Genomic DNA, 11,888 nt, shown 5'->3' with positions numbered 1-11,888 from the left:
GCGAGGGCTTCGTGAGAATCGTTCATGTTGGTGCGAGTGGCGTGATCGGCAAGGCCGTGTCGGCCGAACTCGGCAGACTGCATGATGTCATCGCTGTCGGTCGAAGCACCGGCGATTTCCAGGTCGATATCGACAATCCTTCGTCAATAAGTCGAATGTTCAGTCAGATTGGCGAGTTCGATGCCCTGGTATGCACAGCGGGCACGGTTCATTTCGCCCCGCTCGCCGAGTTCACCATCGAGCAATATGCAATCGGCTTGCAAAGCAAACTCATGGGGCAGGTGAACCTTGTCAGACTTGGACTTGGATTCCTTCGCGAGGAAGGATCGTTCACGTTGACCTCCGGTCCAACGAACGACGATCCGATACCGCTCGGGACATCGTCCGCGATCGTCAACGGCGCGCTCGAGGGATTTGTCCGAAGTGCTGCAATTGAGCTTCGCCAAGATCGTCGGATCAATCTTGTAAGTCCGACTATGCTCGAAGAGTCGTCTCGGCTCTACAGTCCCTACTTCCAGGGTTCGAAGGCCGTCGCCACAAACGACGTGGTGCTTGGTTACGTTAAAAGTGTCGAGGGCAAGCAAACTGGATGCGTTTACAGGATTGGATGGTCACGAGATCGCTGACCTGACTGCATCGGCGGCCGTTTGGGTTGGCCGCACTGGCATCGGCTTATCCGGCATGGATTGGTCTAGTAACGGGAGTAAGACCGCTTGATTGTTCCGTCCAAAGCTCGCGCCGTGATCATCGGCGGCGGCGTCTCCGGCTGTTCGGTCGCCTATCACCTGGCCAAGCTCGGCTGGACCGACATCGTGCTGCTGGAACGCAAGCAGCTGACCTCGGGCACGACATGGCATGCCGCCGGGTTGATCGGCCAGCTGCGCGGTTCGCAGAACATGACGCGCCTGGCCAAATATTCGGCCGACCTCTACGTCAAGCTGGAAGCCGAGACCGAGGTCGGCACCGGCATGCGCCAGGTCGGCTCCATCACCGTGGCGCTGACCGAGGAGCGCAAGCACGAGATTTACAGGCAGGCATCGCTCGCTCGCGCCTTCGATGTCGATGTCCGCGAAATTTCACCCAACGAAGTCAAACAGATGTATCCGCATCTCAATGTGGCTGACGTTGTCGGCGCCGTGCATTTGCCGCTCGACGGCCAATGCGACCCCGCCAACATCGCCATGGCCTTGGCCAAGGGGGCGCGCCAGCGCGGCGCCACCATCGTCGAGAATGTGAAGGTCACCAAGGTCCACAGCAAGGCCGGCCGCGTCACGGGCGTGTCCTGGGCACAGGGCGAGGAACAAGGCACGATCGAAGCCGACATCGTCGTCAACTGCGCCGGCATGTGGGCGCGCGAACTAGGCGCACAGAACGGCGTCACCATCCCGCTGCACGCCTGCGAGCACTTTTATCTCGTCACCGAGCCGATCCCCGGTCTGGGCCGCCTGCCGGTGCTGCGTGTTCCCGATGAATGCGCCTACTACAAGGAAGATGCTGGCAAGATGATGCTAGGCGCCTTCGAGCCGGCGGCCAAGCCATGGGGCATGGAGGGTATCCGCGAGGATTTCTGCTTCGATCAATTGCCCGAGGATATGGAGCATTTCGAGCCGATCCTCGAAATGGGCGTCAACCGCATGCCAATGCTGGCAACCGCCGGCATCCACACCTTCTTCAACGGACCGGAGAGTTTTACGCCCGACGATCGCTACTATCTCGGCGAGGCGCCGGAACTGTCCGGCTACTGGATGGCGACCGGCTACAATTCGATTGGCATCGTCTCCTCCGGCGGCGCCGGCATGGCGCTGGCGCAGTGGATCAATGATGGCGAAGCGCCCTTCGACCTGTGGGAAGTCGACATCCGCCGCGCCCAGCCGTTCCAGAAGAACCGCCGCTATCTCCGGGAGCGCGTCTCCGAAACGCTCGGCCTGCTCTATGCCGACCATTTCCCCTATCGTCAGATGGCGACCTCGAGGAATGTCAGGCGTTCGCCGCTGCACGAGCATCTGAAGGCGCGCGGCGCCGTCTTCGGCGAAGTCGCCGGCTGGGAGCGCGCCAACTGGTTTGCCCGTGAAGGCCAGGAGCGCGAATACCGCTATTCCTGGAAGCGCCAGAACTGGTTCGACAACCAGCGCGAAGAACACCTCGCGGTCAGGAACGGCGTCGGCCTGTTCGACATGACTTCGTTCGGCAAGATCCGCGTCGAGGGCCGCGACGCCTGTGCCTTCCTGCAAAGACTGTGCGCCAACGACATGGACGTCGCGCCGGGCAAGATCGTCTACACCCAGATGCTCAACCAGCGCGGCGGCATCGAGAGCGACCTCACCGTGTCGCGGCTGTCGGATACGGCGTATTTCCTCGTCGTGCCGGGCGCGACGCTGCAGCGGGATCTCGCCTGGCTGCGCCGGCATGTCGGCGAGGAATTCGTCGTCATCACCGATGTCACGGCCGCCGAGGCCGTGCTCTGCCTGATGGGTCCGGATGCTCGAAAGCTGATCCAGAAGGTCAGTCCCAACGATTTCACCAACGAGAACAATCCGTTCGGCACCTTCCAGGAGATCGAGATCGGCATGGGCCTCTCCCGCGCGCACCGCGTCACCTATGTTGGCGAACTCGGCTGGGAGCTCTATGTCTCGACCGACCAGGCGGCACATGTCTTCGAGGCGATCGACGAGGCCGGCGCGGATGTCGGCCTGAAACTCTGCGGCCTGCATACGCTGGATTCCTGCCGCATCGAAAAAGCCTTCCGCCATTTCGGCCACGACATCACCGACGAGGACAATGTGCTGGAGGCCGGCCTCGGCTTTGCGGTCAAAACCGCCAAGGGCGGCTTCATCGGCCGCGACGCGGTGCTGAAGAAGAAGGAAACAGGCCTCTCACGCCGGCTGGTGCAGTTCCGGCTGAAAGACCCTGAACCCCTGCTCTTCCACAATGAGGCCATCCTGCGCGACGGCAAGATCGTCGGCCCGATCACCTCGGGCAATTACGGCCATCATCTCGGCAGCGCGATTGGGCTCGGCTATGTGCCATGCCCCGGCGAAAGCGAGGCCGATGTGCTTGCCTCGTCCTACGAGATCGAGATTGCCGGCGAGCGTTTTGCGGCAGAAGCATCGCTGAAGCCGATGTATGATCCGAAGTCCGAGCGGACGAGGGTGTAGCGCGGTCCACTGCTCGACGTTGAATAGCCGAACGGGAGACCTAGGTTGGTATGGGCATGCTTCTTCTCCAACAAGGCTCGTCTTCGTGCGTTGAGCTCGAAAGTCGATGTAGATTCATACCTTGTTTGAAAGAGTGGACTGGATGACGCGATCTGAGTTCAACACAGAGGCGTTTTTGAAGGCGCTGGATCGAAAGAAGTCAGATAGAAAACTGAACTGGAAGCAAGTCGCTGACCTGTCTGGAGTCAGCGCTTCAACACTGATCCTTATGGCGCAGGGACAAAGGCCAGATGTCGAGAACCTGGCTCGGCTATTCCACTGGTCGGGTCTGAGTGCCGACACATTTGTGGGCGCTGGACAGGGACACCGTCTTTTTACTGAGCCGTTCAGCCAAATCGCCATGGTCATCTGTTCGGACAACTATCGTGCCGACAATGGCGGCAGCACGGTGGTTGGCACTTTCACTGGTATTTTTGTGCGTCTCCGAGACAAACTCTACCACGACTAGCGGGAAAGGATGGCTACTGGTCTAAAGCGGAATGACCATGACCTCTTCCTGTGAGCTGTCAGGCCGCTTGCGGCCCAAAAGCAATGTGCCATAGCGCCGGCAATCAAAACGTTGCAACACATCGCTTACAGCCGGGCTTGAATGAAAGCGATGCTGTTGGCGAGCGCACGCGCGGGGTCACCGAGTTCATGGACGGCCGGCGAGAATGGCTCGAAGGAGAGGGGGCCGGCGTAGCCCGCGCTTTGCAATGCACGGATCTGGCCGATATTGTCGAGGCGGTCTTTCTCATCCACGAGCACGCGATGCGGGTCGCGCATGTCATCGACCCCCACCTCCTCATCGGCGACACCCGAAATGTGGACGAGGCCGGTCATCTCCGCAAACAGCGCCGGCTCGCCAGCGAGGAAATGATGAAATGTATCGTGCACCAACCCGAAGGGGCCCACGCCGTCGATGTCCGCGATGGCGTCCGCTGCCTCTCGTTTGGAGCGCAGGGAGCAGATGGCGAAGCCCAGCGGCTCGACCAGGCCGACCACGCCGCGGTCGCTCAGGATCGGCTTCAGGCCTCGAAGGGCAGTCCTTGCGTTCTTCTGACGTTCCCCGTCCGCCCGTCCCGAGCCATCGTTGACCGGAACGAGGACCAGCGCTGCCGCGCCTGCGGCCTGCGCATAGTCGGCGAGTTCGATCGCCTCGGCCTCGCGGGCCGGCGTCCATTCGTTGAAGCGTTGCAGCGCGTTGATGCTGATCAGGGACACTCCCGCATTGCGGGCCTGGCCGCCGATTTCGGCTGCGGGCGTGCCGTCCATGATGGCGTTGCCTGCAAGATCGTTGCGGATCTCCGCCTGCGCCGCACCCACCTTGCGGCAGAGCGCGAAGAACGCGTCCATGCGCAGCGAGGGCGCTACCATATGGTTGAGTGCGAACGACGGCAATCGAGCAGTTGGCATCCGATATCCCCTCCCGTTTTGATGCCGGTCATTTCACCGGCGCGGCTGCCGATCCCATCATCCGGCGGCAGGATACAGTCAACTCGTCGTGATGAGTTTCTATCATCCATGATAGATTCTATCGCAGGTACCTCTAGATATTTTCCGGCACGTGGATGTCGAAGGGCAGGAAAGTCTGTCCCGGCGCGTTGGCGGCGCCGTCCTGGATGGCATGCGCCATGAGATTGACGAGATCGCTGCTCAGCCGGGCCAGCGGCGTTGCGAGCACCATGGTGATGATGTTGTTGGCGAGTGCAGCGCGTGACTCGGGCGTTATCTCGTTGCAGATCAAGACCGGGGGCTGGGCAGGCATGGCCGTCCTCACTGCCGTGATAGCGCCCTCCATGCCGCCACCGGCTATGTAGCATCCGACGAGATCGGGATGCCTTTCGAGCAGGTCGAGCATCGCCTGGTGGGTAAGACCGGCCGTTTCAAGATTGACCAGCGTCTCAAGCACAGTGAAATCCGGCGCATGCTCCCGAAAATAGGCGCGCACGCCGATCTCGCGCAACTCTTGGCCGTGAAAGCGATGGCTGCCGACAAACACCGCGACCTTGCCCGGCCGCCTGGCGCATTGCGCGATCATCCACGCGGCGGTGCGTCCTACCTTGCGGTTGTTGAGGCCCACATAGCCTTCGCGAACGCCTGGAGCGAAATCGGACAGAAGTGAAAACACCGGAATCCCGCGGGCCTTCAAGCTCTCCACAGCGACCGTGATCGTGGGATGATCGGGGCTAACCAATGCAATGGCATTCGTTTTTGCTGCCAGTTTCTCCAGATGAACAACAATGTCCTCGGGAGCCTGGCTCGACCAGAAATCGATAACCGGAATTCCGCGGAAGCGCGGCGCATGGGTCGTCGCGGCCTCCAACTCGCGCGCGAACTCCTGGTAGAAATGCTGCTCAGGCTTCTGCAGAAGAAAGCCCAGCCGGTATTCCGGGAGATCTTGGCGGATCCGCTGCTTGATCAGGGTTACGGCGTGGTAGCCGATAACGGTCGCCGCCTCATAGACCCGCTGCGCTGTCTCCTCGCGCACGGGAAGGCGGTTGTTCAAAACCCGGTCGACCGTCGCCACGCTGACCCCGGATGCCCGGGCCAAATCCGAAACCGTTGGGCGCTTGGCCAAGGCAGTCTCCTTTTGAGGATTTCGAATGAATGATAGTAGATGATAGAAAAATTGCAAGTGGTGTTGATGGAAATGATTGAATTTGGTAGTTCTCTTGCAGGAAAGCTTATCAGTCTTGGTTCCAGCCTGAAAAGGAAGGTCATGATCAGTGCAGCCGTCGCAGCCAAAGACTATAGGCCGACGAAACGAGACTGGGTTCTGATAGGGCGCGAAGCGCAGCGCGCCGGTGAGCAACACACGGTTCCGATGGGGTCGTGCCATGCGCTGCCGAAGCTGAACTGTCAGATCAAACGCGACCAGCTGTCGCCGTTCCCCCCGACCGGCTGCCGCGAAATGATCCAGGCCTTCCTGCGCCAGTGGCGCAACGAAGACTGCTTCATCAAGCGCGATCTGCCGCCGATGGCGCGGCCGCATCGCGAACAGTTCCAGCCCGAAACCAAGGTTGCCTCGGACCACCAGCCTCCCAAGGCTACGGAGGCGGCGGTCCGCCGCCGCCTCCGAACGTCGACCCAGACAAGATCCGCGCAGACGAAGGTGACCGATTGGATTGAGGCCTGCGGCAGGCGGCGGACGGACATCTGCCTTCGGCGAGCGGCATCGGCCCAGGCCACGCCGTGGCCCTCGACATTCGCCTGGCATCAAGCAGGCCGCCGGACCCTCGAAACTGACGTCGCTGGACGTGAAAACGAAGGCGTTGCTGGCGGCATGATTACGCAAAATGGGAGGGGCAGCCGATGAGCAGGAAGAGACCGACAGTAGCGGATATCCGCGCCATGAAAGGCAAGTACCAGTTCACGATGATCCGCGTGGAGACGCTGGAAGAGTTGGAGGCTGCCGAGAAAGCCGGCGTCGACATGGTCTCGGTGCCGCCGGAGATGATGGTTCTTCCCCATTTCCGCGAGGTTGCGCCAAGCCTGTTTGCGGTGCCGGGCGTCAATTTCTTCGAAGTCGGCACGGCGGACGATTTTGTGCGCTGGGCTTTCGCGCTCTATAAGGCGAGCGCCGACGCCGTCTATTGCAGCGCCAGCCTGGCCACCGTGAAGCGGCTCGCTGACGAAGCCATACCTGTAATCGGCCATCTCGGGCTGATCCCGTCGCGGGCCACCTGGACAGGCGGCTTCAAGGCGGTCGGCAAGTCGGCCGAAAGCGCTCTCAAAATATTCGACGCGGTCAAGGCATACGAAGCGGCCGGCGCCTTCGGCGCGGAAATCGAGGTCGTGCCGGCCGAGGTCGCGGCCGCCATCAGCGAGCGCACGTCACTGTTCATGGTTTCCATGGGTGCTGGAACCGGCTGCGATTGCCAATATCTTTTCGGGGACGACCTATTGGGCCAAAATCGCGGCCACGTGCCCAGGCACGCCAAGGCCTATCGCAACTTCGCAGCCGAGTTGGACCGTCTGCAGCGCGAGCGCATCGCGGCGTTCTCCGAGTTCGCCGCCGACGTGCGCAGCGGCACCTACCCCGAGCAGCGCCACGTCGTCGGTATCGAAGCGGGCGAACTGCGCCGCTTTTTCGATGGCCTGCCTGTCTCATGAACGCTCATTGCGCCCCAAAGCGATCACACCGTGGCGGACAAGATCCCCGTACTCAGCCTTTCGTGCGACGACCACCCCGGCACCGTGGCAGGCGTCACCACCCAACTTGCGGCGATGGGCGCCAACATTGCCAAGTGCAACCAGTTCTGGAGCGCCAGACAAGCCGCTTCTTGCGGATCGCCGTCGCGGCACCGACCGGTGCGGTAAAGGACGATATCGAAGGGGGGCTGAAATCGCCTATCGAGCGCTTCGGCATGAAGGCCACGCTTGTCGATCGTCGTCATGGTCTCGAAGTTCGACCACGCACTCCTGCACATCCTCTCCCAGACCAGGGTCGGATGGCTGAACGCCGAGGTTGTGGCATCGACCAGGGGACCCAACGCGTGACGCACTCGATGAGAGAGCAGGATTTCGTGGCGGTCGGCCGCGACATCGAAAGCAGGGTACTGGCGCGTGCGGTCAAGCTGCATCTGAAGACCGGCGTCATCCTCAACGGCCACAAGACGATCGTCTTCCAACCTTGGAGGCGCGGACGCGGGTGAACATGGAATTCGTCACGGCAAAACTGCCACCGAGGCCTTGGCGCTGAGGCACTTGCCGTTTCGATACGACCCCCGAACTGGGGGAGTTCCGGGAGGATCGGGCGCACCGGACGCCTTAAAATGGAGGAACTGACATGAAGAAACTGATTCTGGGCGCCGCAATCTCGGCGCTGACGACAACCTCGGCACTGGCTGAGAACATCGGCGTATCGATGGCGCAGTTCGACGACAACTTCCTGACCGTTCTGCGCAACGGCATGATCGATTATGCCAAGACGCTTAACGGCGTGACGCTACAGGTGGAGGACGCACAAAACGACGTTGCCAAGCAGCAGAGCCAGATCCAGAACTTCATCGCTTCGGGCGTTAGCGCGATCATCGTCAACCCGGTCGACACGGACGCGACAACGGCGATGTCGAAGATCGCGGCCGATGCAGGCATTCCTCTGGTCTATGTCAACCGCCAACCGGTCAACGTCGACAAACTGCCGGAGAAGCAGGCGTTCGTCGCGTCGAATGAGGTCGAGTCGGGCACTTTGGAAACGAAGGAAATCTGCCGGCTGCTCAAGGAAGCCGGCAAGACCGAAGCGAACATCGTGGTGATGATGGGTGAACTGTCTAACCAGGCGGCCCGCCAGCGCACGCAGGACATCCACGACGTGATCGCGATGCCCGAATGCTCCTTCATGAAGATCGTCGAGGAGCAGACCGCCAACTGGTCGCGCACCCAGGGCACCGACCTAGTCAGCAACTGGCTGTCGGCCGGCATCCAGTTCGACGCAGTCGTCGCCAACAATGACGAGATGGCGATCGGCGCCATCCAGGCGATGAAGGCCGCCGGAATCGACATGAAGACGATGCTAGTCGGCGGGGTCGACGCAACCGGGGATGCGCTTGCCGTGATGGCTGCCGGCGACCTCGACGTCACCGTGTTCCAGAACGCCGCCGGCCAGGGCCTTGGTTCGGTCGACGCGGCGCTGAAGCTCGCCAAGGGCGAGAAGGTCGACCAGAAGGTCTTCGTGCCGTTCGAGCTGGTAACGCCGGCCAATCTGGCGACCTACCAGAGCAAGAACTGATCCTGCTTGGCCAAAACTCTCTGGGCGCGCATCCGCGCGCCCAGCCGAAAATCACCCCCAGGAGGAGGAGCACGCCATGAGCAGTGCATCGACACCGGCCGCCGCCCGCGACAGGGCTTCGGCCGCAGGTTCCGAATATCTTTTGACCATCGAGAACGCGCGCAAGGAATTTCCCGGCGTCGTTGCACTGGACGACGTGTCGTTCAGGCTGCGGCCCGGAACGGTTCATGCACTGATGGGCGAGAACGGCGCGGGCAAGTCAACGCTGATGAAGATCATCGCCGGCATCTATCATCCCGACCGCGGTGAATTGCATCTGCGCGGCAAGCCTATCCAGCTGAAGTCGCCGCTGGACGCACTCGAGAACGGCATCGCCATGATCCATCAGGAACTGAACCTGATGCCCTACATGACGGTGGCGGAGAACATCTGGATCAGGCGCGAGCCACTGAATCGCTTCGGCCTCGTCGACCATACCACAATGAACAGGATGACGGCGGATCTGTTCCGGCGGCTCAACATCAACATCCATCCGCAGGTGCAGGTGCGCGATCTCACCGTCGCCAACCGGCAGATGGTCGAGATCGCCAAGGCCGTCTCCTACGAATCTGACGTGCTGATTATGGACGAACCGACATCGGCGCTGACCGAGCGCGAGGTCTCCCACCTGTTCACCATCATCCGCGACCTGAAAGCGCAAGGCAAAGGCATTATCTACATCACCCACAAGATGAACGAGCTGTTCGAGATCGCCGACGAGTTCTCGGTGTTCCGCGACGGCCGCTACATCGGCACGCACTTTTCGAGTGATGTGACCCGTGACGACATCATCCGCATGATGGTGGGGCGCGAGATCACACAGATGTTTCCGAAGGAGGAAGTCCCGATCGGCGAGGTCGTGCTGTCTGTGAAGAACCTGACGCTCGCCGGGGTCTTCACCGACGTCTCCTTCGATATCCGCGCCGGCGAAATCCTGGGCGTCGCCGGACTGGTGGGTTCGGGCCGCTCCAACGTCGCCGAAGCGATCTTCGGTGTGACGCCGGCGAGTTCGGGTTCCATAGAGATCCACGGCAAGCCGGTGACCATCTCGTCGCCGAACGTCGCAATTCGTCACCGCATGGCGCTGCTGACCGAGGACCGCAAGGAAACCGGTTGCCTGCTCATCCTCGACATCCTCGAGAACATGCAGATCGCCGTCCTGCAGCAAGACTACGTGTCACGCGGCTTCGTGGCCGAAAAGGGCATCACCAGCGCCTGCACGCTGATGAGCGAAACGCTGCGCGTCAAAACGCCAAATCTCGCGCAACGCATCGAAAACCTGTCCGGCGGCAACCAGCAGAAGGTGTTGATTGGGCGCTGGCTCCTGACCAAGCCGAGGATTCTCATCCTCGACGAGCCGACACGCGGCATCGACGTCGGCGCCAAGGCCGAGATTCATCGCTTGGTCACGGAACTCGCGCGCGATGGCGTGGCGGTGATGATGATCTCGTCGGAAATGCCCGAGGTGCTTGGCATGAGCGACCGCATCCTGGTCATGCACGAAGGACACGTCACGGGGATTCTCGATCGGGCGGAGGCGACACAGGTCAAGATCATGGAACTGGCTTCGAAATAGGACCCAAACACAACTAGGGAGGATACAACATGTCAACGAACAGCACATTGCCGGGACCCGCCGTTTTCACTGGGATCGGGGCCAACAGGCGCCGACTGCCGGTCGAAGCGAACATCCTTCTCATCTTGCTTGGAATTGCACTGGTGTTCGAACTGCTCGGCTGGATTTTCGTCGGCCAGAGCTTCCTGATGAATGCGCAACGCCTGAAGATCATGATCCTGCAGGTCTCGGTCATCGGCATCATTGCGGTGGGCGTCACCCAGGTCATCATCACCGGCGGCATTGACCTGTCGTCGGGTTCCATGGTTGGCCTGACTGCCATGATCGCGGCCAGCCTGGCGCAATCGTCGGCCTGGACCAAAGCACTCTATCCCTCGCTCACCGACTTGCCGTTTGTCATCCCGATCCTGGTCGGACTGGCAGTCGGCCTGCTCGCTGGCGTGTTCAACGGAGCGCTGATCGCCTACACCAAGATCCCGCCCTTCATCGCGACGCTGGGCACGATGGTGTCCGCGCGGGGCTTGTGCAAGTGGTACACCAAGGGTCAACCGGTGTCGGGGCTGACCGACCAGTTCAACTTCATCGGCTCGGGCATCTGGCCGGTGGTGGTTTTTCTGGTAGTCGCCGTGATCTTCCACGTGGCGCTGCGCTATACGCGCTATGGCAAGTTCACCTACGCCATCGGCGCCAATGTGCAGGCCGCACGTGTCTCCGGCATCGACGTCGAGCGCCACCTGATAAAGGTCTATGCCGTCGCTGGTCTGCTCGCGGGCGTCGCCGGCATCGTCACCGCATCGCGCGCGCAAACTGCGCAGGCCGGAATGGGTGTGATGTACGAACTTGACGCAATTGCCGCGGCGGTGATCGGCGGCACCTCGCTGACCGGCGGCGTCGGCCGCATCACGGGCACGGTGATCGGCACGATCATTCTCGGCACGATGATGTCGGGCTTCACCTTCCTGCGCGTCGATGCTTTCTATCAGGAGATCATCAAGGGCCTGATCATTATCGCCGCCGTGATTGCCGACGTCTATCGCCAGAAGAGCCGCAAGACGTGATGCAGGAGGCTGCGCAGCCGCGGCTGCGCAGCCGCCACCCGTTTCTCATTGTGGCGAGGAGAGTTAAACATGACATACGAACCGGCGATCGGGATCGAACGGCTGGGAACCATCAAGGAAATTGCCGCGGCGGCGAGCGTTGGCGTCGGCACTGTGCACCGCGTCCTGAAGGGGCAATCAAACGTCTCGTCATCTGCTTCGCGGACAGTCATGGATGCGGTCCGCAGGATCAATGAGCGGAAAATAAGCCTCGCGCGGATGGACGATCGCAGCTGACAGGAATTTCG

The 11,888-nt window shown here is 61.3% G+C and carries 11 protein-coding genes and 1 pseudogene; 10 read left to right on the top strand and 2 right to left on the bottom strand.

Translation table 11 applies throughout. The features are described 5' to 3' along the window. Positions 1-11 precede the first annotated feature (11 nt). The 3 genes from AC1D05_RS24670 to AC1D05_RS24660 all read left to right on the top strand — a co-directional run bounded on the left by AC1D05_RS24670 (position 12) and on the right by AC1D05_RS24660 (position 3,663). Positions 12-626 (top strand): short chain dehydrogenase, encoded by a 615-nt coding sequence (locus AC1D05_RS24670; RefSeq protein ID WP_477444329.1) that lies wholly within the window; start codon positions 12-14, stop codon positions 624-626. An 87-nt stretch (positions 627-713) separates the two neighbouring features. Beyond that, on the top strand, positions 714-3,155 hold the full coding sequence (locus AC1D05_RS24665; protein ID WP_477444328.1) for a GcvT family protein: 2,442 nt from the start codon (positions 714-716) through the stop codon (positions 3,153-3,155). 142 nt (positions 3,156-3,297) lie between these two features. Further along, entirely contained in the window at positions 3,298-3,663 is a 366-nt protein-coding gene (locus AC1D05_RS24660) for a helix-turn-helix domain-containing protein (protein ID WP_477444327.1), read from the top strand. Positions 3,664-3,788: 125 nt separating this feature from the next. Here AC1D05_RS24660 and AC1D05_RS24655 read toward each other — a convergent pair whose 3' ends face one another. Next, positions 3,789-4,550 (bottom strand): TIM barrel protein, encoded by a 762-nt coding sequence (locus AC1D05_RS24655; RefSeq protein WP_477444326.1) that lies wholly within the window; start codon positions 4,548-4,550, stop codon positions 3,789-3,791. 193 nt (positions 4,551-4,743) lie between these two features. Continuing rightward, positions 4,744-5,775: a LacI family DNA-binding transcriptional regulator gene (locus AC1D05_RS24650; RefSeq protein ID WP_477444396.1), complete on the bottom strand. Its 1,032-nt coding sequence runs from the start codon at positions 5,773-5,775 to the stop codon at positions 4,744-4,746. Between the two features lie 39 nt (positions 5,776-5,814). On the opposite strand from AC1D05_RS24650, the gene AC1D05_RS24645 reads away from it, so the two are divergent. The 7 genes and pseudogenes from AC1D05_RS24645 to AC1D05_RS24615 all read left to right on the top strand — a co-directional run bounded on the left by AC1D05_RS24645 (position 5,815) and on the right by AC1D05_RS24615 (position 11,877). Next, complete coding sequence (locus AC1D05_RS24645) at positions 5,815-6,513, top strand: hypothetical protein (protein WP_477444325.1); 699 nt, start codon at positions 5,815-5,817, stop codon at positions 6,511-6,513. After that, a complete protein-coding gene (locus AC1D05_RS24640; RefSeq protein ID WP_477444324.1) occupies positions 6,510-7,310 on the top strand; it encodes a 3-methyl-2-oxobutanoate hydroxymethyltransferase in 801 nt (266 codons plus the stop codon). The genes AC1D05_RS24645 and AC1D05_RS24640 overlap by 4 nt, the downstream gene beginning before the upstream one ends. Before the next feature lie 30 nt (positions 7,311-7,340). Then, positions 7,341-7,852, top strand: a pseudogene (locus AC1D05_RS24635) (hypothetical protein). 134 nt (positions 7,853-7,986) lie between these two features. Then, positions 7,987-8,928: a sugar ABC transporter substrate-binding protein gene (locus tag AC1D05_RS24630; RefSeq protein ID WP_477444323.1), complete on the top strand. Its 942-nt coding sequence runs from the start codon at positions 7,987-7,989 to the stop codon at positions 8,926-8,928. Between the two features lie 76 nt (positions 8,929-9,004). Further along, positions 9,005-10,543 (top strand): sugar ABC transporter ATP-binding protein, encoded by a 1,539-nt coding sequence (locus AC1D05_RS24625; protein WP_477444322.1) that lies wholly within the window; start codon positions 9,005-9,007, stop codon positions 10,541-10,543. 29 nt (positions 10,544-10,572) lie between these two features. Then, positions 10,573-11,601, top strand: coding sequence for an ABC transporter permease (locus AC1D05_RS24620; protein ID WP_095774089.1), 1,029 nt, complete (start codon positions 10,573-10,575; stop codon positions 11,599-11,601). 69 nt (positions 11,602-11,670) lie between these two features. Next, positions 11,671-11,877: a LacI family DNA-binding transcriptional regulator gene (locus tag AC1D05_RS24615; RefSeq protein WP_095774090.1), complete on the top strand. Its 207-nt coding sequence runs from the start codon at positions 11,671-11,673 to the stop codon at positions 11,875-11,877. The last annotated feature ends 11 nt before the right edge of the window (positions 11,878-11,888 follow it).

It is taken from the genome of Mesorhizobium sp. P2_E9, from assembly GCF_056403815.1.
The sequence above is the reverse complement of the archived record's forward strand: the minus strand, read 5'-3'. Positions and strand labels throughout refer to the sequence as shown.

Bases quoted from the DNA above. Each gene is read 5' to 3' on its own strand.
- AC1D05_RS24660 (WP_477444327.1), top strand. From the start codon at position 3,298: ATGACGCGATCTGAGTTCAACACAGAGGCGTTTTTGAAGGCGCTGGAT.
- AC1D05_RS24655 (WP_477444326.1), bottom strand. From the start codon at position 4,550: ATGGACGCGTTCTTCGCGCTCTGCCGCAAGGTGGGTGCGGCGCAGGCG.
- AC1D05_RS24645 (WP_477444325.1), top strand. From the start codon at position 5,815: ATGATAGAAAAATTGCAAGTGGTGTTGATGGAAATGATTGAATTTGGT.
- AC1D05_RS24640 (WP_477444324.1), top strand. From the start codon at position 6,510: ATGAGCAGGAAGAGACCGACAGTAGCGGATATCCGCGCCATGAAAGGC.
- AC1D05_RS24630 (WP_477444323.1), top strand. From the start codon at position 7,987: ATGAAGAAACTGATTCTGGGCGCCGCAATCTCGGCGCTGACGACAACC.
- AC1D05_RS24625 (WP_477444322.1), top strand. From the start codon at position 9,005: ATGAGCAGTGCATCGACACCGGCCGCCGCCCGCGACAGGGCTTCGGCC.
- AC1D05_RS24620 (WP_095774089.1), top strand. From the start codon at position 10,573: ATGTCAACGAACAGCACATTGCCGGGACCCGCCGTTTTCACTGGGATC.
- AC1D05_RS24615 (WP_095774090.1), top strand. From the start codon at position 11,671: ATGACATACGAACCGGCGATCGGGATCGAACGGCTGGGAACCATCAAG.